Origin of the sequence: Nonomuraea sp. NPDC003804, assembly GCF_040610675.1 — a bacterium.
Classification (GTDB): Bacteria; Actinomycetota; Actinomycetes; order Streptosporangiales; family Streptosporangiaceae; genus Nonomuraea.
Genome location: NZ_JBEXMT010000042.1, coordinates 1 through 24,656, shown reverse-complemented (window position 1 = coordinate 24,656; position 24,656 = coordinate 1). Strand labels below are relative to the sequence as shown.

Here is a 24,656-nt window from a genome sequence, read left to right as displayed (position 1 = left end):
GCGCGGCTCAGTCGGCAGTCTGACGCCGCAGGTCGGCCGGGCGGCAGTCTGACGTCGCAGGTCAGTCGAGCGGCACTCTGACGCCGCGGCTCAGCCCCGAGTCGTGCAGCTCGACCTCGGCCGGGTCGGCCGCCTTCGGCAGCTCGAACACCAGCCCGCCGGTGAACGACTCGCCAGGCCCGATCCTGATCGGCTGGATCTGCTCGCCCGCCTTGTCCAGCAGCGTGGTCGCGCCGTGCGAGACGGCGTCGTCGTCGAGCAGCTTCTGCTGGCCGGGGTAGAGCACCCGGCCCTCCTGGCCGATGTTGCTCACCTTCAGCGTGACCTTGCACCGCCGAACCGCCGCCGACCTGGCCGCCTTCGCACACGTGTGGCCGGTCACGGTGAAGCGCAGCTTGCCGTCCTGCACCGGACCCTCCGCCCCGATGGCGGGCGGCTTGAAGATCCACGCGATGAGCGCGATCAGCAGCAGCGCCAGCCCCACGACGACGGCCGCCGCCACCAGGCAACCGGTGAGCACTCCGCCTCTGCGCGCCCGCGGGCGCGGCAGCGGCCCCTGCCCCGTCGTGTGGTACGGCGGGCGCGGCCCCTGTCCCGTGCCGTGGTAGGCCGCCAGGGAGCCGGGCCCGGTCGTCTCGGCGGGATTGGCGCCGTGCGGGATCGGGCCGCGCCGCGTCGGCGGGATGGTCGTCTCCGCCGGCGGCACCGGCGGCACCGGCGGCCCGGCTCGCCGGTGGTCGACGGGCGGCCCGGACCGGCGGTCATCGACAGGCGGCCCGGGCGGACCAGGTGGCCCGGACCGGCGGTCGTCGAGAGGTGGCCCGGGCGGCACCGGTGCTCCGGGTCGCCGGTCGTCGACGGGCGGCCCAGGCGGACCCGGCGGACGGAGCCGCGGATCGTCGCCCTGCGGCGCGGGCGGCCGCGGCTGCCGTTCCGGACCGGCCGGGTGCGGAGCGCGGGCGTGCGGGCCTTGCGGAGACCTGCCGCCCGGTGGCGCGCCCGCCCCGGGCGGGGGCGCCCAGCCGGGCGGCGGCTGGTGCACGCCGACATCGGCCGGGTTCCACGAGTTCGTCAGGTGCCGGGTGGCGGCCAGTTGCGCCCCCGCCACGTCGGGCGCCCCCACCAGCTCCAGCAGCAGGTCCCTGGCCTGCGGACGGCGCGCCGGATCGGGGTGGATGGCGGCGGCCACCAGCCGGTCGAGCGGCGCGGGCAGCCCCCGCAGGTCGGGGGGAGCGGTGCGGGCGCGCGCCGCCATCACGTAGGCGTCGCCCGAGCCGAACGGGTGCCCGCCCAGTCCCGCGTAGGCGATCAGCGAGCCCCAGGCGAACACGTCGGCCGCCGGGCTGGTGCGGCCCTCGAAGACCTGCTCGGGGGCGATCCACCCGGGTGTGCCCATGACCAGGCCGACGTTGGTGTGCCGGGAACCCATCTGGGTGGAACGCGCCAGACCGAAGTCGATCACCCGGGGACCGGCGAGCGTCAGCATCACGTTGGCGGGCTTGAGATCGCGGTGGACGAGACCGGCGGCGTGGATCGCGGTGAGCGCCGCGGCGACGCCGACCGCCGCCGAGTGCAGCACCGACGGCGACAGCGCCCCGTGCTGGATGAGATGGTCCTCCAGCGAGACGCCGTCGATGTACTCGGTGACGAGATAGAGCAGCCCGTCGTCGTCGCCGTGGTCGAGCACGCGCGCCGTGCAGAAGGAGGCCACGCGCCTGGCGTTGGACACCTCTTCGTGGAAGCGCGCCCGGTAGACGGGGTCGGCGGCGAAGTCGCGCCTGATCGCCTTGACCGCGACCTTGGCCCCGTCGGGCGCCTGCGCGAAGTAGACCGTGCCCATGCCGCCCGAGCCCAGGCGGCTCTCGAGCCGGTAGGGCCCGATCGAGACCGGGTCGTCAGAGGTCAGCGGCGATCCCACCGTCGCTGCCCCCTCGCCTTCGTGCTCCCGTCCCAACCGACCGTCCTTCGCCCGGCATGACCGTATTCACCCGGAACTCTAACCGAGAACGGCCTGCGAGGGGCTCGACTGCGCCTCAGCCGTCTCGTCGGCGGGCCGCCGGCCGCCCATCCCCCAGCCCTCCACCTGGAAGTGCGCGGTCTGCGATCCGGGCTCGACCGGCCGGCCGCAGGACGCGCACGTCACCACCGCCTCGAGCGGCGCGCCGCACGCGTGGTCGAAGACCACCGGCGGCGTGCCGGTCAGGTGCCTGTCGCCCCACTGGCGCAGCAGGTGCAGCACGCCCTGCAGTTCGAGGCCCGCGGCGGTGGGCCGGTACTCGTGCCTGAGCGGCCGCCGGCTGTAGGCGACCTTCTCCAGCACGCCGGCCTCGACCAGCCTGCGCAGCCTGGCCGCCAGGATGTCGCGGGGCGCCCCGATGTTGCGCACCATCGCCTCGAAGCGGCGCACCCCGAAGAACACCTCCCGCAGCACCAGCAGGGAGTACTTCTCGCCCACGATGGCGAGTGCGTCCGCGATCGAGCAGGGGCGGGCTTCGGCCATGACCTCAGCCTACTGCGTTGGATATCCGGACCGACCTGGCTTTCCCTCCGCAGGGGGAGCGCGCCGCCTCTGGGGAGGGAGGCGGGGCGGGCCTCTCCCTCGACACCCTGGGCGCATGAACGTGTTGATGGCGTGGGCCTGCGTGTACGCGGCCGTCCAGGTGGGCTGGGTCGTGACGGGCACATCGGTGGGGTGGGTGGGGCCGCTGAGCTCTTCGCCCGCGCTCCAGCTGGCGGCGGCGGGCCTGGCCGTCGCCGCGGCCTGGGCGGGACGAGTGGCGCGGGTGGCCGGGGTAGCAGGGGTGGCCTGGCGCGGCGGCGTGGTGGTGGCGGCGACGCTGTGGGTGGCCGTCGCCGTCTTCGCCGCGGGCACGGCGGGCGCGCCGATGATCTTCGTCACGTTGATGTCGTTCGCCGGGGTGGACAGCGTGCCCGGCCTGGTGCAGGTGGCGCTGCACGCGGTGGGCGTCGTCCTGCTGCTCGGGGCGGCGGTGCCGGCCACGAGGCGGCTGCGCGGGCGCTGCCCGAGGTGCGGCGGCCGCCACGCGGGCGAGGGGCGGCCGACCCGCCCCGAGCCGACACGCGCGTCCACGCGGACGCGCGTGGCGGTCTACGCGCTGACGTGCGGGCTGCTGCCGTGGGCGGGGGTCAAGACGATCTGGCTGCTGGGCGGCGACGCGCTCGGCGTGTCCGGCGCGGCCTGGCAGCGGCTGATGGCGGTGCAGGGCGAGGGCCTGGCGGCGGCTCTGGCGTCGGTGGGCGTCGACCTCACCGTGGTGGCCGCGCTGCTCGGCGTCCTGCTGCTGACGGGCCTGATGTACCGGTGGGGCCAGGTGTTCCCGCGCTGGACGCTGCCGCTGGCCGGACGGCGGGTGCCGCGCCTGCTGCCGCTGATCCCCGCGTGGCTGACCGCCGGCACCCTGACGGTGTACGGCGTGCTGCTCCTGGCCTACACCGCGCTCGCCGTGGCCGGCGTCGTGCCCGGGATGCGGGCCACCCCGCCCTTCAGCGTCGCGGGCATCACCTGGATGACGCTGTTCGGCGGTCTGGCCTTCGCCGGCCTCGGCATCGGCCTCGTCGTGGCCGCCCTGTCCTACCAGGCCCGCTCACGCCCGTTCTGCGTGCCGGCCGAGATCTGATCGGGTGCGCCGGACACCGCCGGGCACTGCCGCCCCGGGGACGGCCACCCGCTCACCGAGGTGAGCCGGAGCGACGCGGCCGTCACCCCTTCTCCATGAGCGTGAACGCCCCCCTGGCCAGCGCGACCAGCTCGGACCCCACGTTGCCCTCGTCGAGCGGCGCGGCGGGGTCGGAGGCCATGGCCGTGACGAAGAACGTCCGCCCGTCCCTGGTCCTGGCCGAGAAGCCGAGGTCGAGGAGTCCCGACTCCGATCCACCCTTGAACCACACCGACCGCCACGTCTTCGGGTCGAGGCCGAGCCCGGCGTCGTTCTGGGTCATGACCTCCTCGACCCGCCGGTCCTTCAACCCGCGCAGCCCGGCGTGGGCGGCGCAGACGTCGGCGGGCGAGCCGAACCACTCGATGGTGTCCAGCTCGCGCGGTTGGAGCCAGGCCTCGACGGCGCTGAGCGGCACCTTGGCGACCACCTCGGCCAGGTACTTCTCGCGCTGCTTCGTCCCGAGCGACAGGTACCGCCTGGCATGGGCGGGATAGTCGGCGCCCTTCAGCACGAACATCTCGCGCGTGGTGAGGAAGGGGACGTCGCGCGACCGGGTGGCCTCGACCGCCTTCCTGCCCACCCGGTGGATGAGCAGGTCGGCGGCGGTGTTGTCGCTGATGGCGATCATCAGCTTGGCCGCCTCCAGCACCGAGACCTCGCTGTTGTCCGGCCGGGTCTGCAGCTCGCCGCTCGGCAGGCTCTTCAGCTCGGGCCGGATGACGAGCGTGCTGTTCCAGTCGGGGATCTTCCTGGCGACGGCCTGCAGGACGTACAGCTTGAACATCGAGCCGAGCGGCCGGGCCGTACGGGGGGCGAGGCCGCGCACCGGGCGGCAGACGCCGTCCCTGGTGATCTCGGCGGCCATGAACCCCATCCTGGCCGCCGCCTTGCGGGCGCGCCGGTCGATCTCCTTCCAGCTCGCCGGGGTCGGTTTCGGCGTGATGGGGTTCATCAGGCGCGCCATGGCGATCCTGCCGGACGCGTCGACCGACAGCTCCATCCACTGCGTCCTGCCTCCCGCCGTCACCTCCGCGAGGATCGCGGCCGGCTCGGCCTGGAGAATCCTGTCCAGACGCAGGTCCCCGATGGTGGCGAAGTACTCGTTGAGCTGGGCGGGCGGCAGCAGGCGCAGCATCTCCTCGGTGAAGTGCTCGATGAGCTGGTCTTCCGGGATCGGCGCGTCCGGCACGGCCGCGAGCAGCCAGCGCAGCTGCCTGCCCGCCGGGGTGTCGGGGATGGGGACGTCGAGCCCGGCCACAGCCCCGGAAGCGGGCACCGGAGCGGGGACGGCGGCGGCCGGCACGGCGGTGGCGGCGCCCGCCGCCAGGAGGAGTGACGAGGTGGTCAGCGCGACGGCGACGGTTCTCATGCCGTCCAGCCAACCGATCGGGGCGGTGGAAACCCACCAGGCCCGCCTCACCATCAGGTGTGCGGACAACCTCATAGACGCCGCCCGGCCGGCTGGTGACGATGGGTGCCTATGCGTTCGAGGCTGACTGCCGGGCTCCTCGCGGCGATCGCGGCCGCGGGGATCATCACGGGCAGCATGGTGGAGACGGGGCTGCCGGTTCCGCTCTCCCAGTGGCTCTTCATCGCCATCGCCCTGCCCTTCCCGGCGCTGGGCTGGCTGCTGGCCGTCCGGCGGCCCCTCGTCCCGTACGGCTGGCTGCTGCTGACCACGGCGGTGTGCCTGGGCCTCGGCGCCCTCGCCGCCGGCGCCGCGTTCGGACTGGCGCCCGCGATGGGCTGGGCCGCCGTGCCGGGCGCGATGCTGTTCGCCGTCTACTACGGGCTCAACTCGATCTTCATTCCGCTGCTGTTCCCCGAGGGGCGGCCGCCGTCCAGGCGCTGGCGGCCGGTCGCCTGGCTGGGGGCCGCCGCGATCGCCGTCCACGCGGGCGGCCTCGCGCTCCTCGGCCCCCTGCCGTGGCGGGAGGACGCGCCGCCGCCCCCTGTCGCCGCGGCCATGACGGCACTCGGGCAGTCGGTCGCGTGGCTGGTCGCCCTGATCGTGCTGGTGGGGCTGGTCGTGCGCTGGCGGCGCAGCGGGCAGGCCGAACGCGGGCAGTACGCCTGGATGGTCGCCGGCGCCTCGGCCAACCTGGCGGCCTTCGTCGCGCTCACCGTCTTCCTGATCGGCGGGCACATCGGATGGGGCGTCGCAGGGCTGGCCGTCGGCATCGGCTCGCTGCCCGCGGCGGTGGCCGTCGCCATCGCCCGGCACCGGCTTCTCGACATCAGGATCGGCATCCGCGGTTCCCGGCTGCTCCTGGTCTTCGACATGCGGCCCACGGTCGGCGAGGTGCTGTCCAGCCTCGGCTCCGCCCTCGACGACAGCCCCGAACCGGTGGAGCTGCTCGGCAGGCTGGCCGCGGCCGTGCGCACGGCGCTGAACACCACCTGGGCGGCGGTACGGCTGGCCGACGGCACCCGCGTCGTGGCCGGGAACGAGGAAGGCCCGGCGGCCCTGGCCGTCCCCGTCAGGGGCGGGCTCGGCCAGCTGGAGTGCGGCCCGCGCGACCACGGCGGGCTCACCGCGGAGGACCGCCGCCTCGTCGAGGCGCTCGCCGTCCCGGCGGGCCTCGCCATCCAGAGCGAACGGCTGGCCGCGCGCCTGGTCAACGCCCAGGAGGCCGAACGGCGGCGCATCGAGCGCAACATCCACGACGGAGTCCAGCAGCAGCTCGTCGCCCTCATCGCGGGCCTGGAGCTGGCCAGGGCCACCGGCGGCGGTCCGCAGCTGCTCGCCGAGCTGCGCGAGCAGGCCCGCCAGACGCTCGCCGACCTGCGCGAGCTGGCCGCCGGCATCCACCCGTCGGCGCTCGGCCAGGGCGGTCTCGTCGAGGCCGTCGAGGAGCGCTGCGCCAGGCTGCCCGTGCCCACCAAGGTGAGCGCCGGTGAGGGCATGCGCGCGGCCCGCTTCCCCGACGAGGTCGAGGGCGCGATGTACTTCACCGTCAGCGAGGCGGTGGCCAACGCGCTCAAGCACGCCCGTGCCACGAGGATAGAGGTGCGGCTGGCCCGCGAGGACGGCCGCCTGCACGCCACCGTCGCCGACGACGGCGGCGGTTTCGACCCGGAGGCGACGGCCAGGAGGGGCCTGGCCACCCTGTCGGACCGGCTCGACGCCCTCGGCGGCAGGCTCGAGGTCACCAGCGAGAAGGGGAAGGGAACGCGCATGGCGGCGTGGGTGCCGGTCGATGGCTGACCCGATCAGGACGGTCGTGGCCGACGACCACTATCTGGTGCGGGAGGGCACCAGGCGGCTGCTGGAGCTGTCGGGCGAGGTCGTCGTCGTGGGTGCCGTCGGCACCGCCGGCGAGCTGGTCGACGCGGTCCGCCGGCTCGGCCCCGACGTGGTCGTGACCGACATCAGGATGCCGGGCGGCGACTGGCGGGAGGGCCTGGAGGGCATCGACGCCGCCCACCGCGTCCACGCCGACCACCCGGGCCTCGGCGTGGTGGTGCTGTCGCAGTATTCCGACGCGCTGTTCGCCTTCGAACTGTTCAAGCACGGCACCGAGGGGTTCGCCTACCTGCTGAAGGACCGGGTGGGCGACCTGGAGGAGCTGCTCGGCGCGATCAGGGCCGTGGCCGCGGGCGGCTCGGTCATCGACCCCAAGGTGGTGGAGGGGCTGCTGGCCCGCAGGGACGTGCGGCAGGGGCAGGAGGAGCTGACGCCGCGCGAGCGCGACGTGCTGCGCGAGATGGCCCGCGGGCGGTCGAACGGCGGCATCGCGCGCGCACTGCACCTGTCGATCTCGTCGGTGGAGAAGAACGTCAACGCCATCTTCACCAAGCTGGGGCTGGAGAACAGCGCCGACGTCCACCGCCGTGTCGCCGCCGTTCTCGCCTACCTCGGCCCCTGACCGGCTACTTCTTCAGGGCCGGTTGGGAGAAGGTCGCGGGGATGTCGAGCGAGCTCCACCGCGCCACCGGCCACATGATCACGAAGGCTCTGCCCAGCACGTTGTCCACCGAGATCGTGCCGCCGCCGGGGTCGCCGATGTGGCCCCGCGAGTCGTAGGAGACAGACCTGTGGTCGCCCATGACCCAGAGCCTGCCCTCCGGCACCGTGACCTTGAACTCCTTCTCCGACGGCGCGTCACCCGGATACAGGTAGCTCGACTCGTCGAGCGGCACCCCGTTGACCGTGACGCGTCCCTTGGAGTCGCAGCACTCGACCGTGTCGCCCTCGACGCCGATGACGCGCTTGATGTAGTCCTTCTCGCCCGGCACCAGCCCGAACAGCTCGCCCACCCAGTGCAGCGCGCCGGTCACCGGGTTGCTCGGCTCCTCGGTCACCACCTCGGGATCCCAGGAGTCCTCGCCGTTGAAGACGATGACGTCTCCGCGTTCGATCTCGCGCGTGTGGTAGACGAGCTTGTTCACCAGCACTCTGTCATTGATCAGCAGGGTGTTCTCCATCGACTCCGAGGGGATGTAGAACGGCTGCACGATGAAGGTCTTGATGAGCAAGGCGAGGCCGAGCGCCACAACGATGAGGATCGGCAACTCCTTCCATGAGGAGCCCTTCTTCTTGCTCTTGCCGTCATCGGCGCGGCGCTGCGCGTCTTTGGCCGTCACGTCCACCTCGTCCCCCCCGAAAGGCGCCTTCGGCGCCGCGGTTGCTGGCTCCATCCTCACTGATGGGACAGCTCAGCTTCCTGATCTCTCGCCCAACAGTCAATTCGTATCCTCTCGCGTCCCGTGTCAAGCGGACATACAGGCCGCTGAATCATGAGCCAATGCTCAGGGACCGGGGAAAAGGCATGGGAAAGGCCCGTGGGCGCGGGTTCGCCCCCACGGGCCCCTTCCATGAGCTCGGCGCCGGGTCACGGCTCACCCATGGCCGCGGCGGGCGAGGGAGGTTGTCCCGCCGGGGAGTCTGCGGTTGTCCGCTCTGCGGTTGTCGGCTCGGTGGCCGTCGGCTGTGCGGCTGACGGGTCCGCGCTCGGCCGCACCGTTCAGCGCAGCGCCGCCGCCTCGGCGGCGAGCTTCTCCACGCGCCCCCAGTCGCCGGCGGCCAGCGCGTCGGCCGGGGTGAGCCAGGTGCCCCCGACGCAGCCGACGTTCGGCAGCGCCAGGTAGTCGCCGGCGGTCTGCGGCCTGATCCCGCCCGTCGGGCAGAACCTGACGTCGGGCAGCGGCCCGGCCAGCGACTTCAGGTACGGCAGGCCGCCCGCGGCCTCGGCGGGGAAGAACTTGAGCTCCCGGATCCCGCGCTCGGCCAGCGCCATCGCCTCCGAAGCGGTCGCCGCGCCCGGCAGGAAGGGTATCCCGGCGGCGCCGAGGGCGTCCACCAGCGCCGGCGTCGTGCCGGGCGAGACCAGGAACTTCGCGCCTGCCTCCACCGAGGCCGTGACGTCGGCGGGCGTCCTGACCGTGCCGGCGCCGATCACCGCGTCGGGGACCTCGGCCGCGACGCGCGCGATGGCCTCGAGGCCGGCGGCCGTGCGCAGCGTCACCTCGATGACCGGCAGCCCGCCCGCCACCAGGGCACGCGCCATCGGCACGGCGGTCTCCGCGTCGTCGACGACGACGACGGGGATCACGGGGGCCAGGTCGAGCAGACTCATGGGACGAGCTCCTTCAGCGATTGCTGCGCCAGCCAGGCGGCGGCGCCGACGAGCGCCGGCTGCGGCGCGACGATCAGGGTGGTGGCGATGGCGGACAGGTAGTCGACCAGATGCGGCGTGGCCTCGAACCGGCGGCGGAAGTCGCTGGCGCGAACCCTGTCCACGATACGGGGCAGCACGCCGCCGCCGAGGTAGACCCCGCCCCTCGCGCCGAGCGTGAGAGCGACGTTGCCGGCGAAGCTGCCCAGCATCCCGCAGAACACCTCGACGGTCTCGGCGCACAGCGAGTCGTCGAGGCGGGCGACGATGTCGGAGGCGCCCAGGCGGGGGGCCCGCACGCCGTTCACCACGGCGAGCGCGCCGTGCAGGCGGGTCAGGCCGGGGCCCGACAGCAGGTGCTCGGCCACGACGTGCGCCATGCCGCTCGCTCGCAGCACGCGGACGATCTCCAGCTCGCGGTCGTCGAGGATGGGCACGGTGACGTGGCCGCCCTCGCCGGGGACCGGCACCCAGCCGCGATCGGCGGGCACCAGCCCGGCCACGCCGAGCCCGGTGCCGGGGCCGAGGACGGCCTTGACGCCGTCCGCCGGAGCCGGGCCGCCCAGCGAGGCCAGGTCGTCGCCGGCCAGATGCGGCAGCGACACCGCCAGCGCCTCGAAGTCGTTCAGCAGCGTGGCGTACGGCAGGCCGAGGTCGCGCACCGAGCCCGCCCACGGCAGGTTGGTCAGGCGGTAGGTGTCACCGTCGATCGGGCCCGCCACCGCCAGGCACGCGGCTCCCGGCCGCACTCCGCCCGCGTGGTCGGCGAGGTATGCGGCTACGGCGTCGGGAAGCGTGGCATGGTCGGCCCCGGCCAGCACGGCGACCTCGGTGGGCGCGCCGCCGTGCTCGGTGACCAGGCCGAACCTGGCGTTGGTCCCGCCGATGTCGGCGACCAGCCAGGGCAGCTCGAACGTGCTCACCCGGCGCTCCCGGGCACGGCCGGGCCCGGCGGCGAGCACGCCGGTCGGGCGCCGGGCGGCCGGTGCACGGTGGCGCCGATCACTGGGCGACCTCCGTGTGGGCGAACCCGGCGGGCGCCGCGAAGCCGATGCCGGGCCCGTGGGTGGCCGACTCGGCCCCGTTGACGCCGAAGAGGCCGGCCCCGTGCTCGGCGTGCCCCGTCATCCGGCGGAACGCCGAGAACAGCTCGCGCCCCGTACCGACCCACTCGGCGTCGCTGAGCGCCCGCCCCTCCGGCGTGCGCCCCGACAGGTCGGCCAGCACGTCGAGGGTCCCGGCCGCCGAGTCGAGCCTGATCAGGTCACCGTCGCGGACCAGCGCGATGGGCCCGCCGTCGGCCGCCTCGGGCGACAGGTGGATCGCCGCCGGCACCTTGCCCGACGCGCCCGACATCCGGCCGTCGGTCACGATCGCCACCCGCTGCCCCCGGTCGAGCAGCACGGCCAGCGGCGGGGTCAGCTTGTGCAGCTCGGGCATGCCGTTCGCGCTCGGCCCCTGGTAGCGGATGACCGCCACGAAGTCCTGCCCGTCCAGCTCGCCCGCCTCGAAGGCGCGCAGCAGCTGCAGCTGGTCGTCGAAGACGCGCGCGGGCGCCTCGATCACCAGGTGCTCGGGCTTGACCGAGGAGACCTTGCTGACCGCGCAGCCCAGGTTGCCGTCGAGCATGTGGATGCCGCCGTCGGCCGAGAACGGCGCGGAGACGGGCCGCAGCACGTCGAGGTCGGCGCTGCCGGCGGTGACCTCCTCCCAGACCAGTGCGTCCTCCTTGAGGGCGGGAGCCGACCGGTAGTGGTCCAGGCCCCTGCCCGCGATCGTCAGCACGTCACCGTGCAGCAGGCCGTTGTCCAGCAGGTCGCCGATCAGGACCTGCATGCCGCCCGCGTCGCGGAAGTGGTTCACGTCGGCCTGGCCGTTGGGGTACATCTTGGTCAGCGAGGGCACGACCTTGGACAGCGCGGCCAGGTCGTCCCAGGTCAGCACGATGCCCGCGGCGGCCGCGATGGCGACCAGGTGCAGCGTGTGGTTGGTCGAGCCGCCGGTGGCCAGCAGCGCGACGCAGGCGTTGACGATCGCCTTCTCGTCGACGACCTCACCCACGGGGGTGTACTCGGGGCCGTGGGCGGTGATCTCGACCGCCCGCGCGCCGGCCGCCTCGGTGAGGGCGTGCCGCAGCGGGGTGTGCGGGTTGACGAAGGTCGAGCCAGGCAGGTGCAGGCCCATGACCTCGACCATCACCTGGTTGGAGTTCGCGGTGCCGTAGAAGGTGCAGGTGCCGGGGGAGTGGTAGGACTTCGACTCCGCGTCCAGCAGCTCGTCCCTGCCGACCTTGCCCTCGGCGAACAGCTGGCGGGTGCGCGCCTTGACCTTGTTCGGCAGTCCCGAGGTCATCGGCCCGGCGGGCACGAAGACGGCGGGCAGGTGGCCGAAGTGCAGGGCGCCGATCAGCAGGCCGGGCACGATCTTGTCGCAGACGCCCAGCATGAGGGAGGCGTCGAACATGTCGTGCGACAGCGCGATCGCCGTCGCCATCGCGATCACGTCGCGGCTGTAGAGGGACAGCTCCATGCCGGCGCGGCCCTGGGTGATGCCGTCGCACATGGCCGGCACGCCGCCGGCCACCTGCGCGACGCCGCCTGCCCTGCGCACGGCGGTCTTCAGCTCCCCGGGGTAGGTCTCGTACGGCTGGTGCGCGCTCAGCATGTCGTTGTAGCTGGTCACGATCGCCACGCCGGGCTTGGCCGTTCCCCTCAGCAGGGGCTTGTCCTCCGGACCCGCGGCGGCGAAGCCGTGGGCCAGGTTGGCGCACCCGAGGTGGGCGCGGGCCGGCCCCCGCGAGCGGGCCAGCTCGCCCTCGCGCCTGACGCGCTCCAGGTAGACGGTACGGCTGGCGAGGGAGCGCGCGGCCACCCGCTCGGTCACCTGCTGGATGGTCGGATTCACTACTACGCCTCCTCTTCGTGCCAGGCCCGGCCGCTGCGGCCGAGCAGTTCGTGCGCGCCGGCCGGGCCGGTCGTCCCCGCGGGGTAGGGCTCGGGCAACTCGGCCGACGACTCCCACGCCGCGAGGATCGGGTCGATCCAGCGCCAGGCGGCCTCGACCTCGTCGCGCCGCATGAACAGGGTCGGGTTGCCGGCGAGCACGTCGGACAGCAGCCGCTCGTAGGCCTCGGGCACCCGGGCGGTGAACGTCTTGCCGAAGCTGAGCGACAGCGGCACCGGCTTCAGCAGGGTCTCGCCCGCGCCCGGCTCCTTGGCCATGATGTGCAGCTCGATGCCCTCCTCGGGCTGCAGCCGCAGCACCAGGCGGTTGGGCGTGCCGCCGGGGAAGATCGAGTGCGGCACGTCCTTGAACTGGATGACGATCTCCGAGCGCCGGTACGGCATGCGCTTGCCGGTGCGCAGGTAGAACGGCACGCCCGCCCACCGCCAGTTCTTGACCTCGGCCCGGATCGCGGTGAACGTCTCGACCCTGCGCGAGGCCTCGGTCGGCGGCGTGGAGGCGGGCTCGTCGAGGTAGGACGGCATGTCGCGGGTGCCGGTGTACTGGCCGCGCACGGTGAAACGGTCCACCTCGGTGCCGACGATGGGCCGCAGCGACTGCAGCACCTTGACCTTCTCGTCGCGGATCGCCTCGCGGTCGTTGCGGGCCGGCGGCTCCATGGCGACCAGGGTGAGCAGCTGCAGCAGGTGGTTCTGCACCATGTCGCGCAGCGCGCCCGCGTGGTCGTAGTAGCCCCGGCGGCCCGGGGTGCCGACGGTCTCGGCGGCGGTGATCTGCACGTGGTCGATCCAGAGGGAGTTCCAGATCGGCTCGAGGAAGGCGTTGGCGAAGCGCAGGACCAGCAGGTTCTGCACCGTCTCCTTGCCGAGGTAGTGGTCGATGCGGAAGACCTGCTGCTCGTCGAAGATCTCGCCGACCTCGTCGTTGATGCGCTGGGCGCTCACCAGGTCGCGTCCGAGCGGCTTCTCCAGCACCACGCGCGAGCGGGGCGTGACCAGCCCCGCCTGCTGCAGCTCGCGGCAGAAGGGGCCGAACGTCATGGGCGGGCTGGCCAGGTAGAAGACCCGGTCCCTGTCCTCATGCCCGGCCAGCATCTTCACCAGGTCGGACCAGCCGCTGTCGTCGTCACCGCCCACGTCGACCGACACGTGGTACAGGCGGCCGAGGAAACGCTGCCACGCCTCCGCGTCGTCCGGTACGGCCGCGCGCACCTCGGCGTCGACCTTGCCGCGGAAGTCGGCGTCCGTCAGCCCGCCGCGCGACATCGCGATGACGCGCGTCTCGGGGGCGAGCCTGCCTTCCAGGTCGGAGTGGAACAACGCGGGCAGCAGCTTGCGCATCGACAGGTCGCCGGTGCCGCCGAAGACGACCAGATCGGCGATGTGACAGGTGGGGGAGAGCACGGCTGGGACTCCGGTGATCAACCAAGCAAGGACAGAACGGACACTAGCCAGAGTTCGGGGAGGACACAAGCGGGCTTTTGCTATTTGAGATGAGAAAGTCTGGAGTTTTCATTACGTAACCGGCTGTGATTCACTTAGCCGATGCCCAGACGTACCGCAGCCTCGCTCGCCACCAGCGGGGAGGTCCTCGACCTCATCCGCACGGGTGAGGCCGTCACGCGCGCGGACCTCGGACGGGTGACCGGCCTGTCCCGGCCGGCGGTGTCGCTGCGGGTCGGCGAGCTGCTGGAACGCGGCCTGGTCGTCGAGCGGACCGACGCGCCGTCGACGGGCGGACGCCCTCCGGTGCGGCTGGAGTTCAACGCCTCGGGCGGTGTGGTGCTGGTCGCCGCGCTCGGCGCGAGCCGTACCAGGGTGGCCGTGTGCGACCTGGCGGGCCGCGAGCTGGCGGGCCGCGAGTTCGTCATCGACGTGGAGCAGGGGCCGGACGTGGTGCTGCCGCTGCTCATGGACACCTGGGACGAACTGCTCGACGGCACCGCCCGCGACCGGGTCAAGGGCGTGGGCATGGGCGTGCCCGCGACCGTCGAGTTCGCCGCGGGCCGGACGGAGTCGGCCAGGGTGATGGCCAGCTGGACGGGCGTGGTGATCCCGCCGCTGATCCACGAGCGCTTCCCCGTCCCGGTCTTCGTCGACAACGACGTCAACGTCCTGGCCATCGGCGAGCACCGCGGCGCCTACGCCGAGGAGACCGGCGACCTGGTGTTCGTGAAGATCTCCACCAGGATCGGCGCGGGCGTGATCGCGGGTGGCGAGATCCTGCGCGGCGCGCTCGGCGCGGCCGGCGAGATCGGGCACATCCCCGTGCGCGACGGCGGCGGCGTGCTGTGCAGGTGCGGCAACGTCGACTGCGTCGACTCGGTGGCCAGCGGCACCGCGCTGCTGCGCGAGCTGCGCGCGGCGGGCCGCGACGTGAAGACCATCGCGGACGTGACCGCGCTGGTGCGCGCGGGCGACGCCGAGACGATGGCGATCGTGCGCGCGGCGGGCCGCCGGATCGGCGAGGTGATCGCCGGGGCGGTCAACATCCTCAACCCCGCCGTGGTCGTCCTCGGTGGCGACGTGGCCGAGGCGTTCGGGCCGCTCGTCTCGAGCATCCGCGAGGTGGTTTACCGGCGTTCGACCGCGCTGGCCACCCGCAGGCTGCGGATCGAGACCAGCCGGATGGGCGCGGCCGCCGGCATCACCGGGTGCGCGGTGATGGTGCTCGACCACGTCCTGTCACCGGACGCCGTGGACGAGACCCTGACCCAGCGCCACCAGCGCTGACCGGGTGCACGGGAGGCTCAGGAGCTCAGAGGCTCAGGAACCGTCGCTCCGCTCACCGCCTGGCTCGGCGACGTCCTTGAGCTCCGTGCCCTGCTGCAGGCGCTTCTTCGGCTTCCTCGGCGGCTTCCTGGTACGGCGCGGCGGCTCGGGCGTGGCCGAGGTGGCCTCGATCAGCCCCGGCACGGACGGCCTGGCCGCCGCCGACATCTCGGGATCCTCGCTGGGCGTGTCGGGAGCGACCAGCCCGGGGCTGCGCCGCGGCTCGGCCCTGACGGGCGTCGGCTCGGCGGACGCGGAGGGGCGGCTCGGGTGGGTCGCGATCGGCTCGGGTGCCTCCTGGCGGGCGAAGGGACGTTCGCTCGCACGCGGGGTGCTGCTCGCCGCGTGCGTCTGCGTCGTGCGCTCGGCGGGAGTGGGCGGCTCGACCTCCCCCCTGGCTCCCCACGGCCCCGGCGACGGCAGGGACCCGCCGATGAGGATCGCCGAGAACGCCAGCATCACCGTGCCGGCCAGAGCCGCGATGGTCATCATGGCGCGCTCGCGCCGCCCGGTATCGCTCACCTGATGCATGGTAGGTGAGGCGCCGAGCGGATGGATCAAGCACGCCCGCCGGTCCCCGCTCAGCAGGTGCAGAGAATGGCCCGGAGCGCCGTCTCCAGGCACAGCCCCGATCCGGCGGGCACCGGCCAGGGGAAGCGCACCAGCGCGGGGTCGTCGTCGCCGATCCTGACCGTCGCGCCGTACCTGTCGAGCTCCCACAGCCAGGCCTGCTCGGCGGGCAGCCCGAGCAGGCGCTCGACGCCCGCGGCCAGCTGCGGCCGGTGCGAGCCGTTGACGTGCGCGAGCACCCGTTCGGCCACCTCGGCCAGCGGGTCGGGCGCCGCGTCCAGGTACTCGTCGGCGTCCAGCACCCCGGACTGCTCGCCCGTCAGGTAGACCACCTGCCCGACGTCGAGCCGCAGCAGGCGGGGCGCGTCCGGCGCGCCGTACCGCTCCAGCGCCTCGAACAGCCCCTCGTCGGCCGCGTGCGCCGAGATCGCCACCGCCGCCTCCCTGGCCTCGCCCTCGGGCACGGCCTCGGCCCAGCCCTGCACCTCGATCAGCCCGCGGGGGTGCTCCACCTCGCCCAGCAGCCGCGTCGCCGACAGGTTCACCGAGACGACCGCGTCGCCCCGCAGCCCGTGCAGCGGCTCACCCGGGCGGACGAGCAGGACGGGACGGCCGCGCGAGTCGACGGCCCCGCTCACCGGGCACCGCGTGCCGTCGACGATCAGCTGCGCCGCGCGCGAGGAGGCGGCCAGGGTGCGGACGAGCTCGGGCAGTGGAGGGGCGGCCAGAGGCATGGCGTCTCCTTGAGGTCGACAAGAACATAGGTTAGGCTTCCCTTAGTAAGGATTACCTAATCACATCGAGGTGAACGTGCGCTACACCGGCCCCAAGGTGCGACTGTCCCGACGCGCGGGCGTCCCGCTGACCAGGAAAGCCGTCCGCTACTTCGAGCAGCGCCCCTACCCGCCGGGCGAGCACGGCCGCAAGACCAACCGCCGCACCACCGGCGACTACGGGCTGCGGCTGATGGAGAAGCAGAAGCTGCGCTGGTACTACGACGTGTCCGAGCGCCAGCTGCGCCGCTACTGGGATCTGGCCGTGCGCAGGTCCGGCGCCTCGGGCGCCGAGCTGGTCGTGCTGCTGGAGAGCCGCCTGGCCTCCCTCGTGCTGCGGGCCGGCCTGGCCCCGTCCATCTACGCCGCCAGGCAGTACGTCGCCCACGGCCACATCACCGTCGACGGCCGCAAGGTCGACATCCCCAGCTACCTGGTCAAGCCGGGGCAGGTCGTCGCGGTCCGCGAGCGGTCGCGGAAGATGCAGCCGTTCGTGGCGGCGGCCGAGGGCCTGTACGCCGACGAGCGGACCGCGGGCTACCTGAGCGTCGACCACGCCGGCCTGACCTTCACGCTCACCGCCAGGCCCGAGCGCGAGCAGATCGTGGTGCCCGTCGACGAGCAGCTCGTGGTCGAGTTCTACTCGCGCTAGCGGGGCGAGCCGACGCTCATCTCCTCGCGCAGCTGCCTGACCTCCGTCCGCAGTGCGGCGAGCTCGGCCATGATCGCGCCGGTCGCCTGGGCCGAGGTCGTCTCCACGACCTCGGCCAGCGTCTCCTCCTCGGCGTGCTTCTCGTCGTCCATGGCGCTCACCACGACCGCCATGAACAGGTTCAGCACCACGAAGCTGCAGAGGAGGATGAAGACGACGAAGAAGATCCACGCCGAGGGGTGCGTGACCATGACCTCGCGGGCGATGTCCGGCCACGCCTCGCCCGTCATGGTCTGGAACAGCGTGAACAGCGAGACCGGCAGCGACCCGAAGTGCTCCGGCGCGGTGCCCCCGTAGAGCTTGGTCGCCATCACGCCGCCGACGTACAGCACCAGCGTGAGCAGCACCACGATCGAGCTCATCCCCGGCATCGCGGCCAGGAGCGCGTTGACCACCCGGCGCAGGCTCGGCACGACCGACACCAGCCGCAGCACGCGCAGGATGCGCAGCGCCCTCAGGACCGACAGCCCTCCGGTGGCCGGCAGGACGGCGACGGCGACGATGAGGGTGTCGAAGATGTTCCACGGGTCGCGGACGAAGCCCGAGCGGTGGACGTAGACCTTGGCGAGCAGTTCGGCGACGAAGATGTACAGCGCCACGTGGTCCACCAGGTTCAGGACCGGCCCGGCGCGTTCCATCACCCATGGGAAGGTCTCCAGGCCCAGGGTGGCGGCGTTGATCAGGATGACGGCGACGACGAATCGCTGGAAGCGGGGGCTCTCGATGATCAGACGAGCGCGCTCGCGCACAGAGGAACTCCTTGCGGGGTGGTACAAGATCCCGTGGACGGTCAGCCGACGGGTGTCAGTCGGAAGACGCGCAGGTGCCTGCCTGACTTGACGGTGTAGCGGTCGTAGACGGGCCACTGCGCCACCAGGCCGGGCCAGGCGCGCTCGCGCTCCTCGCCCTCCAGCAGCCTGGCGACGACGGCGATCCGCCTGCCCCGGAAGCTGACCGCTGCCTCGGGGGTCTTGAGCAGGTTGCCGCTCCAGGCAGGGTGGTGGTCCCTTCCGAAGTTGCTGCCCACGATCAGGAAGGCGCCGTCCGGCTCCGGCAGGCAGGCCAGCGGCGTCTCCCGTGCCTGCCCGGTCTTGGCCCCGGTCGTGGTGAGCACCAGCGTGGGGATCATCTTGTCGCTGATCGGCCGCCCTCCGGTGACCTTGTGGACGAGACGGTCCATCGCTGGAACGATCTTCGGGCCGACCTTCATGAACGCGTCAGTGCCCGCCAGCCACTGGAAGAACGGCTTTAAGCGCTCGATGATCGTCACATTCGCACACAGTATCCCGAGATCCCGCTTTCCAGAAGATCGAAGGCCTGTTCGGTCTGCCTCTGGAGCTGAGGCAGGATCTCCGCCCAGCTCTCGCCCGCGAGCTTGCGCGCGACCGCGTGCCCTGACAGCAGCCTGGTGGTCTCGAGGATCTGCGCTGCCACCATGCGGGGCGTCAGGTCGTCGGGGTCGGCGTCCGTCTCCTCCGCCAGGGTGGCGGCCAGGTGCTGGATCTGCTCGTACGCCAGCTCCCTGAAACGCGCCGTCAGCGAGGGGCTCGCGGCCACGATGGCCCCGAACAGGTCGGCGCCGTCGTTGAGGCCGTAGCGCCAGTCGCGCGTCTCGATCGCGTCGAGGAAGTCGCGGCGGAAGGCGGCCACGACGCTCTCGCCCGGTCGCCGCTCCCTGACCACCCTGCTCTGCAGGTCCTCGACCTCCTCGCGGCGGTCGAGGAACAGGTCCTCCTTGGTGCCGAAGTAGTTGAAGACGGTGTTGACGGACACGTCGGCCGCCCGTGCCACGTCGGCGACCGTCACCTGCTCGAACCCGCGCGCCATGAACAGGCCCATCGCCATGTCGGCGATCCGCGTCCTGGTCTCCCGCTTCTTGCGCTCCCGCAGCCCCTCTTCCATGTGGACATGCTACAAGCTTGCAGTCACTCTAAAATTGTGGCTACTCTAAAAATGTGATCGATGTACACGGTCTGACCAAGACCTTCGGCAACGGCGTGCACGCCGTGAACGGCGTTGACTTCTCCGTCGCGCCCGGCGAGATCGTCGGCTTCCTCGGCGCCAACGGCGCCGGCAAGACCACCACCATGCGCATGCTGACCACCCTGCTCACCCCGACCTCGGGCACGGCCGCCATCGCAGGGCACGACCTGCTGTCCGACCCCCGCGGCGTACGGCGCAGCATCGGCTACGTCTCGCAGAGCGGCGGGATCAACCCGGTCAACCCCCTCGGCGACGAGCTCGAACTGCAGGCCATGCTGTACGGCATGCGCCGCCGCGAGGCCCGCGCCCGCATCACCGAGACGCTGGAGACGCTGCGGCTGACCGGCATGGAGAACCTGCCCGGCGGCGCGCTGTCCGGCGGGCAGCGGCGCCGCTTCGACATCGCCTTCAGCCTGCTGCACCGCCCTCCGGTGCTCTTCCTCGACGAGCCGACCACCGGTCTCGACCCGCAGAGCAGGGCGGAGCTGTGGGAGCACATCCGCTCCCTCGGCCTGACGGTGTTCCTGTCCACCCACTACCTGGAGGAGGCCGAGGCGCTCTGCGACCGGCTGCTGGTCATCGACAGCGGCCGGATCGCCGCCCAGGGCACGCCCGCCGAGATCAAGGGCGAGCGCACGCTGACGGAGGCGTTCATGGAGATCGCGTCATGAGGGACACCTGGCTGATCTTCCGGCACGACGCGCGCATCATGCTGCGCCACAAGTTCGGCATCCTCATCTCGGCCGCCCAGCCGCTGTTCTTCCTGGTGCTGTTCGGCCCGATCTTCGCGACCATCGGCACCTGGGAGACCCTGGTCCCCGGCCTGATCATCCAGCTCGGGCTGCTCAGCGCGGGCCTGGCCGGGTTCGGCGTCGTCTTCGACTGGCGCTCGGGCGTGCTCGAACGCCTCAGGGTCACCCCCGCGGGCCGGCTGTCGCTGCTGCTCGGACGGGTGCTCACCAACGCGTTCACCCTGGTGATCCAGACCGTGCTGCTGGTCGCCGTCGCCTACGCCATCGGCCTGCGCGCCCCCGTCGCCGGGGTGGTCGCCGGGCTGCTCCTGGTGATCGTGCTCGGCGTCAGCCTGGCCGCGCTGTCCTACGCGGCGGCGATGCGGCTGAACGAGCACCTGTTCGCGCCCGTCATGATGACCGCGGTGTGGCCGCTGATGCTGCTGTCCGGCACCTTCCTGCCGATGTCGATGGCGCCGGCCTGGCTCAACACGCTGTCGTACGCCAGCCCGTTCCGCTACGTGCTCGAGGCGATGCGCGAGCTGTTCGCCGGACATTACGCGACCGGCACGGTCGGGATCGGCGTCCTGGTCGTGGCGCTCTTCGCGGCGGTCAGCCTGACGATCGGCAACCGGGTCTTCAGCCGCGCGAACGCCTAGACGGGCCGGCTCCGCCGGCCCGCCCGGGCGCGGCGGAGGGCGGATCGGCCCTGCCCGCCCTCCTCCTACGTCGGTGGGCCGTAGGGCTCGATCCGGGGGTCGGCGAAGGGCGGACCGGCCCTGCGGCCCGCCTCCTCCGTCACCCGCAGCCCGTACAACCCCTCGTCGGGGTCGATGAGGACCAGGCCGTAGGCGGTGTCCACGTCCTTCTCCGACAGGCCGAGCCGCGCCGTCGCGTCGGCGAGCGTCGCGCCTCGCGGCAGCCGTACCGTCACCAGCACGAGGCGGCGGCCCTGGCCGGCGGATCCACGCTCCTCCATGGGGTCAGGCTACGCGCTTGGCCCTGCGGCGCAGCGCGGCCAGGATGCCCGCGGCGTCCACGACGCCGTAGCCGTAGTCGAAGTCGTAGCCGACCTCGCTGCGGTCCTCGGCGGTACGGCGCAGCAGCGAGCGCAGCTGGCTCGGCGACAGGCGCGCGGCCGGCCAGTGGGTGCGGATCGCCGCCACCAGGCCGGCCGCCACCGGGCAGGCCGCCGAGGTGCCCGAGTCCGGCTCCTCGTCGCCGAACGCCTTCGACCCTGAGAAGTGGGTGTAGGCGCACAGGTCGGGCTTGCGCGCGGTCAGCCGGCCGGGGCCCTGGGAGGAGTAGCCGACGCGCTCGCCGCTGATGTCGACGCCGCCGATCGACAGCACCTTCGGATGGGAGTTGGCGCCCACGATCGGCCGGTCGGGGTAGGCGCACCTGCCGTCCTTGCACTCGCGCCCGCAGTTGCCCGCCGCGAACAGCACGTCCGCCCCCGCCCGCTCGAGGGAGGCGACGATCAGGTTGAACGGGTGGGCGGCGTTGTCGGAGTAGTTGCCAGGATGGCCCGGCGGGAAGTCCCACCGCGGGGAGAACGAGCCCCACGAGTTGCTGATCACCAGCGCCCTGGTCTCGGCGGGCTGCGCCTCCAGGACCGTCCGCAGGTGCGCGAAGGCGGCCACCGCGTCCGACAGCAGCCCGTCCAGCGCCGACCCGCCCGGACGGGTGGACAGCAGCACGGGGATGTCGATCAGCGACGCCTGCGGCGCGCCGATGAGCGTGTCGAACGCGCACATCGTCCCGTGGTCCACCTCGAACTCGCCGGGACGGCCGGACACGCCCGCGGGGTTCCAACTGCGCTCGGCGTCGAGGTTGACGCCCCGGCCCAGGTGCCTGGCCACGTGGGCGGCGTTGATGCCGGTGTCGAGGACGGCCAGCGCCACCCCCGTGCCGTCGAGCCCCTCGGCGTGCAGCGCCGCGGTGCTCAGCAGCCGCTCGACGTCGTGCCAGTCGCCGACCGGCGCGTCGCCGCCGCAGGTCAGGCTCGACTCGATGACCGGGTCGGCGTAGACCCCGACCACGTCGGAGCGCAGCGTGGGCAGCAGCGCCACCCTGGCGGCCAGCTCGTCGTCGGCGATCTCCCCGCGCACGAGCACCGTGGCGTCGTCGGCGGCCAGCGAGAAGTCGAGCGGCTGGTCGAGCGAGAGCGGGTCGCCGCCGGGCCCGGGCACCGGACGCGGAACGGCGACGGGAACGAACGAGGGGTCCAGCGCCACGCCCGGCAGGCCGTCGGCCACGTCGGCGGTGGTGGCCTGCCGTCCGGGGTCGGCGACCGCCGCGACGAGGTCGGGGGAGGGGCGAAGCTGGATCAGGACTCGCATGGGGCATCACCGATTCTGCCGGAGGGAATGGACCACCCCCACATTCCTTCAACATCACCGCCGCGTCCAGCGACTCTTGAGGGTTGTGACCTGCAATAACACGGCAAATCGCCCGTACCGGGACGCTGGGTGGGGGCTTCCCTGCCGACCGCCGGTTCACTAGCGTGTGACGGCATGACCGCACAGGTGCAGGCCACCTCTTCCGACCGTGAAAGTGATCACTGGATGGCCGTGCGGCCCCGGCTGATCCTGGCGAGCGGATTCATGCTCTTCCTGGAGCTCGCGCTGATCCGCTGGACCGGCTCGAACATCGTGCACCTGAGCTACTTCACCAACTTCGTCCTGCTCGGCTCCTTCCTCGGGATCGGTCTCGGGTTCCTGCGGGTCGGCCGGAGCCGGCGGCAGCCGTACTACTCGCCCATCGTGCTGGCCGCGCTGGTGCTGGTCGTGATGATGTTCCCGGTGACCGTCGACCAGCAGGCCGACGGCGTCCTGTACTGGACGAGCCTGGAGACCACGGGCCCGCCCGCCTGGGTGATCCTGCCGATCGTCTTCGCGGCGGCCGCGACCGTGCTCATGGGCCCCGCCGAGCTCGTCGGGCGCTGCTTTCCCGAGCTGCCGCGCCTGGAGGCCTACCGCTACGACCTCATCGGCTCGCTCAGCGGGATCGCGCTGTTCACGGCGCTGTCGTTCCTGAGCGCGCCGCCGGTCTTCTGGGGCGTGCTGGTGGCCGTCGCCTACGCGCTGCTGCTGGTTCCGCGGCCGCCGGTGCCGTATCTGCTGCTGGTCGTGACGCCCTCGCTCGTGGTCGTCGGGCTGCTGCTGGCCGAGACGCTCACCGCGGGCGCGCTGTGGTCGCCCTACTACAAGGTCACCTACCGGCAGCTCGAACGGGCGGGCGAGAAGGTGATGAACATCCAGGTCAACGGCATCCCGCACCAGGAGGCCGTGCCCGCAGCCGCCCGCCTGCAGTGGGAGGCGCAGTACGGCCTGCCGTACGAGAGGGCGGTCAGCACCCCCAAGGACGTGCTGATCGTCGGCGCGGGCAGCGGCACCGACGTCGCCATCGCCCTGTCCAAGGGGGCTCAGCGGGTCGACGCGGTCGAGATCGACCCCAAGCTGCGCGAGCTGGGCGGCACCTACCACCCCGACCATCCCTACAGCGATCCGCGCGTCTCCACCACCATCACCGACGGCCGCGCCTACCTGGAGCAGACCGACAAGAAGTACGACCTCATCCTGTTCGCCCTGCCCGACTCGCTGACGCTGGTGTCGGGGGCCTCGTCGCTGCGCCTGGAGAGCTACCTGTTCACCGAGGAGGCCATGCGGGCCGCCCGCGACCACCTCAAGCCCGGCGGGGCGTTCTCGATGTACAACTACTACCGCGAGAGCTGGCTGGTCGACCGGCTGGCGGCCACCATGGGTGAGGCCTTCGGCCACAAGCCGTGCGTCGACGTGGTCAGCCAGGCGGGCCAGCAGGCCGTCATCACCGCGGGGCTCACCCTCGCCGACCAGCGCTGCGGCGGCCAGTGGGCGGGCGCGGCGGCCGGCACGCCCCCGCCGACCGGCGACGACCGGCCCTTCCTGTACCTGAAGGACTCCACGATCCCGTCGCTGTACGTCATCACGCTCAGCCTCATCCTCATCGTCTCCTTGCTGGCGGTGCGGGTGGTGGCGGGCCCCTTCGCCAGGATGCGCCCCTACGCCGACCTGTTCCTGCTGGGCGTGGGCTTCATGCTGCTGGAGACCAAGAGCGTCACCGGCTTCGCCCTGCTGTTCGGCACCACCTGGGTGGTCAACGCCATCGTGTTCGCCGGGGTGCTGGTGGCCGTGCTCGCCGCCGTCGAGGTCACCCGCCGCTTCCGCACCCCTCCGCTTCCCGTCATGTACGGCGTGCTGTTCGCGGGGCTCGCGCTGTCCTGGCTGGTGCCGAACTCGTGGCTGCTGAGCCTGCCGGTGCCGCTGCGCGCGGTGGCCGCGGTGACGGTGGCGTTCCTGCCGATCTTCGCGGCGAACGTCGTCTTCGCCAAGCGCTTCTCCGACACCGCCGACGCGACCACCTCCTTCGGCGCGAACCTGCTCGGGGCGATGGTGGGCGGCTGCCTGGAGTACCTCGCCCTGGTCATCGGCTACAAGGGGCTGCTGCTGGTGGCCGCCGTCCTGTACCTGGGCGCCTTCGCCCTGCTGCCCCGCCGGGCGGCGGCATGACGGGATGACCTGGAGAGCGCGGAACCCGTGACACACCGGATTGGGGGTTGACAAGCAGTCTCGCGTACGGCATTCTGAAGATGCGACCGGGAACATGGGTCTGCGTTAGCGTGGACAAATTCAGGCAGGGCGAGTACGCTCGTGCTTCCACGCTGCCTTTCTGACGACCTTCACGTGGCGAGGTCGTCCGGCGTGCCTCTGGTCAGTCCGCCCTCGGAAGGACATCTGTTGGCAGCCTCGCGCAACGCCTCCGCCGTACCCGCCGGTCCCCGTCGCGTTTCCTTTTCGCGCATCCAGGAGCCCC

At 72.4% G+C, this 24,656-nt stretch carries 23 protein-coding genes; 8 read left to right on the top strand and 15 right to left on the bottom strand.

All coding sequences use genetic code 11. The features are described from left to right. Nucleotides 1-61: 61 nt before the first annotated feature. Nucleotides 62-1,918 (bottom strand): serine/threonine-protein kinase, encoded by a 1,857-nt coding sequence (locus ABZX22_RS39900; protein WP_354920620.1) that lies wholly within the window; start codon nucleotides 1,916-1,918, stop codon nucleotides 62-64. Between the two features lie 78 nt (nucleotides 1,919-1,996). Beyond that, nucleotides 1,997-2,500 (bottom strand): helix-turn-helix domain-containing protein, encoded by a 504-nt coding sequence (locus tag ABZX22_RS39895; RefSeq protein WP_354920617.1) that lies wholly within the window; start codon nucleotides 2,498-2,500, stop codon nucleotides 1,997-1,999. Between the two features lie 115 nt (nucleotides 2,501-2,615). Here ABZX22_RS39895 and ABZX22_RS39890 point away from each other — a divergent pair, with 115 nt between their 5' ends. Next, on the top strand, nucleotides 2,616-3,638 hold the full coding sequence (locus tag ABZX22_RS39890) for a hypothetical protein (RefSeq protein WP_354920615.1): 1,023 nt from the start codon (nucleotides 2,616-2,618) through the stop codon (nucleotides 3,636-3,638). Between the two features lie 82 nt (nucleotides 3,639-3,720). Here the strand turns inward: ABZX22_RS39890 and ABZX22_RS39885 are convergent, their stop codons facing one another. After that, on the bottom strand, nucleotides 3,721-5,049 hold the full coding sequence (locus ABZX22_RS39885; RefSeq protein ID WP_354920612.1) for a serine hydrolase: 1,329 nt from the start codon (nucleotides 5,047-5,049) through the stop codon (nucleotides 3,721-3,723). 111 nt (nucleotides 5,050-5,160) lie between these two features. On the opposite strand from ABZX22_RS39885, the gene ABZX22_RS39880 reads away from it, so the two are divergent. Together ABZX22_RS39880 and ABZX22_RS39875 are read left to right on the top strand one after the other, a co-directional pair. Then, a complete protein-coding gene (locus ABZX22_RS39880; protein ID WP_354920609.1) occupies nucleotides 5,161-6,888 on the top strand; it encodes an ATP-binding protein in 1,728 nt (575 codons plus the stop codon). Continuing rightward, a complete protein-coding gene (locus tag ABZX22_RS39875; RefSeq protein ID WP_354920606.1) occupies nucleotides 6,881-7,549 on the top strand; it encodes a response regulator transcription factor in 669 nt (222 codons plus the stop codon). The genes ABZX22_RS39880 and ABZX22_RS39875 overlap by 8 nt, the downstream gene beginning before the upstream one ends. A 4-nt stretch (nucleotides 7,550-7,553) precedes the next feature. On the opposite strand, the gene lepB is transcribed toward ABZX22_RS39875, so the two are convergent. From lepB to zwf, 5 genes are all read right to left on the bottom strand, one after another. Further along, nucleotides 7,554-8,321 carry a signal peptidase I gene (lepB, locus tag ABZX22_RS39870; protein WP_354920603.1) on the bottom strand — a complete coding sequence of 256 codons (768 nt, stop codon included), beginning with the start codon at nucleotides 8,319-8,321 and terminating at the stop codon, nucleotides 7,554-7,556. A gap of 326 nt (nucleotides 8,322-8,647) precedes the next feature. Continuing rightward, nucleotides 8,648-9,259 (bottom strand): bifunctional 4-hydroxy-2-oxoglutarate aldolase/2-dehydro-3-deoxy-phosphogluconate aldolase, encoded by a 612-nt coding sequence (gene eda / locus ABZX22_RS39865; protein WP_354920600.1) that lies wholly within the window; start codon nucleotides 9,257-9,259, stop codon nucleotides 8,648-8,650. After that, the gene (gene glk, locus ABZX22_RS39860; protein WP_354920597.1) at nucleotides 9,256-10,221 is read right to left on the bottom strand and encodes a glucokinase; all 966 of its coding nucleotides are present in this window, start codon (nucleotides 10,219-10,221) and stop codon (nucleotides 9,256-9,258) included. The genes eda and glk overlap by 4 nt, the downstream gene beginning before the upstream one ends. Nucleotides 10,222-10,300: 79 nt before the next feature. Further along, nucleotides 10,301-12,202 carry a phosphogluconate dehydratase gene (gene edd / locus ABZX22_RS39855; protein WP_354920594.1) on the bottom strand — a complete coding sequence of 634 codons (1,902 nt, stop codon included), beginning with the start codon at nucleotides 12,200-12,202 and terminating at the stop codon, nucleotides 10,301-10,303. A gap of 2 nt (nucleotides 12,203-12,204) precedes the next feature. Continuing rightward, nucleotides 12,205-13,686 carry a glucose-6-phosphate dehydrogenase gene (zwf, locus tag ABZX22_RS39850; protein WP_354920591.1) on the bottom strand — a complete coding sequence of 494 codons (1,482 nt, stop codon included), beginning with the start codon at nucleotides 13,684-13,686 and terminating at the stop codon, nucleotides 12,205-12,207. 120 nt (nucleotides 13,687-13,806) lie between these two features. Between zwf and ABZX22_RS39845 the strand changes: the two genes are divergently transcribed. Further along, nucleotides 13,807-14,994: an ROK family transcriptional regulator gene (locus tag ABZX22_RS39845; protein ID WP_354920588.1), complete on the top strand. Its 1,188-nt coding sequence runs from the start codon at nucleotides 13,807-13,809 to the stop codon at nucleotides 14,992-14,994. A gap of 33 nt (nucleotides 14,995-15,027) precedes the next feature. Here the strand turns inward: ABZX22_RS39845 and ABZX22_RS39840 are convergent, their stop codons facing one another. Beyond that, complete coding sequence (locus ABZX22_RS39840; RefSeq protein WP_354920585.1) at nucleotides 15,028-15,555, bottom strand: hypothetical protein; 528 nt, start codon at nucleotides 15,553-15,555, stop codon at nucleotides 15,028-15,030. 59 nt (nucleotides 15,556-15,614) lie between these two features. After that, a complete protein-coding gene (locus ABZX22_RS39835; protein WP_354920582.1) occupies nucleotides 15,615-16,337 on the bottom strand; it encodes a DUF2470 domain-containing protein in 723 nt (240 codons plus the stop codon). Between the two features lie 76 nt (nucleotides 16,338-16,413). Between ABZX22_RS39835 and rpsD the strand changes: the two genes are divergently transcribed. After that, nucleotides 16,414-17,028: a 30S ribosomal protein S4 gene (rpsD, locus tag ABZX22_RS39830; protein ID WP_354920757.1), complete on the top strand. Its 615-nt coding sequence runs from the start codon at nucleotides 16,414-16,416 to the stop codon at nucleotides 17,026-17,028. On the opposite strand, the gene ABZX22_RS39825 is transcribed toward rpsD, so the two are convergent. Genes ABZX22_RS39825 through ABZX22_RS39815 form a run of 3 tightly spaced genes read right to left on the bottom strand, consistent with a single transcriptional unit; the run spans nucleotide 17,025 to nucleotide 18,990 of the window. Further along, complete coding sequence (locus ABZX22_RS39825; protein WP_354920580.1) at nucleotides 17,025-17,837, bottom strand: ion transporter; 813 nt, start codon at nucleotides 17,835-17,837, stop codon at nucleotides 17,025-17,027. The two genes, rpsD and ABZX22_RS39825, sit on opposite strands and share 4 nt — an antisense overlap. 41 nt (nucleotides 17,838-17,878) lie before the next feature. Further along, complete coding sequence (locus ABZX22_RS39820) at nucleotides 17,879-18,358, bottom strand: nitroreductase family deazaflavin-dependent oxidoreductase (RefSeq protein ID WP_354920577.1); 480 nt, start codon at nucleotides 18,356-18,358, stop codon at nucleotides 17,879-17,881. After that, nucleotides 18,355-18,990, bottom strand: a complete 636-nt coding sequence (locus ABZX22_RS39815) for a TetR/AcrR family transcriptional regulator (RefSeq protein ID WP_354920574.1) — start codon at nucleotides 18,988-18,990, stop codon at nucleotides 18,355-18,357. Before ABZX22_RS39815 ends, ABZX22_RS39820 begins: the two co-directional genes overlap by 4 nt. 53 nt (nucleotides 18,991-19,043) lie before the next feature. Here ABZX22_RS39815 and ABZX22_RS39810 point away from each other — a divergent pair, with 53 nt between their 5' ends. Next, nucleotides 19,044-19,742, top strand: a complete 699-nt coding sequence (locus ABZX22_RS39810; protein WP_354920571.1) for an ATP-binding cassette domain-containing protein — start codon at nucleotides 19,044-19,046, stop codon at nucleotides 19,740-19,742. Then, nucleotides 19,739-20,461: an ABC transporter permease gene (locus ABZX22_RS39805; RefSeq protein WP_354920568.1), complete on the top strand. Its 723-nt coding sequence runs from the start codon at nucleotides 19,739-19,741 to the stop codon at nucleotides 20,459-20,461. The genes ABZX22_RS39810 and ABZX22_RS39805 overlap by 4 nt, the downstream gene beginning before the upstream one ends. Nucleotides 20,462-20,526: 65 nt before the next feature. Here ABZX22_RS39805 and ABZX22_RS39800 read toward each other — a convergent pair whose 3' ends face one another. After that, nucleotides 20,527-20,781: a hypothetical protein gene (locus ABZX22_RS39800; RefSeq protein WP_354920565.1), complete on the bottom strand. Its 255-nt coding sequence runs from the start codon at nucleotides 20,779-20,781 to the stop codon at nucleotides 20,527-20,529. A 4-nt stretch (nucleotides 20,782-20,785) separates the two neighbouring features. Further along, nucleotides 20,786-22,144, bottom strand: a complete 1,359-nt coding sequence (locus ABZX22_RS39795) for a S8 family serine peptidase (protein WP_354920562.1) — start codon at nucleotides 22,142-22,144, stop codon at nucleotides 20,786-20,788. Nucleotides 22,145-22,318: 174 nt separating this feature from the next. On the opposite strand from ABZX22_RS39795, the gene ABZX22_RS39790 reads away from it, so the two are divergent. Further along, the gene (locus tag ABZX22_RS39790) at nucleotides 22,319-24,352 is read left to right on the top strand and encodes a spermidine synthase (RefSeq protein WP_354920559.1); all 2,034 of its coding nucleotides are present in this window, start codon (nucleotides 22,319-22,321) and stop codon (nucleotides 24,350-24,352) included. Nucleotides 24,353-24,656 lie beyond the last annotated feature (304 nt).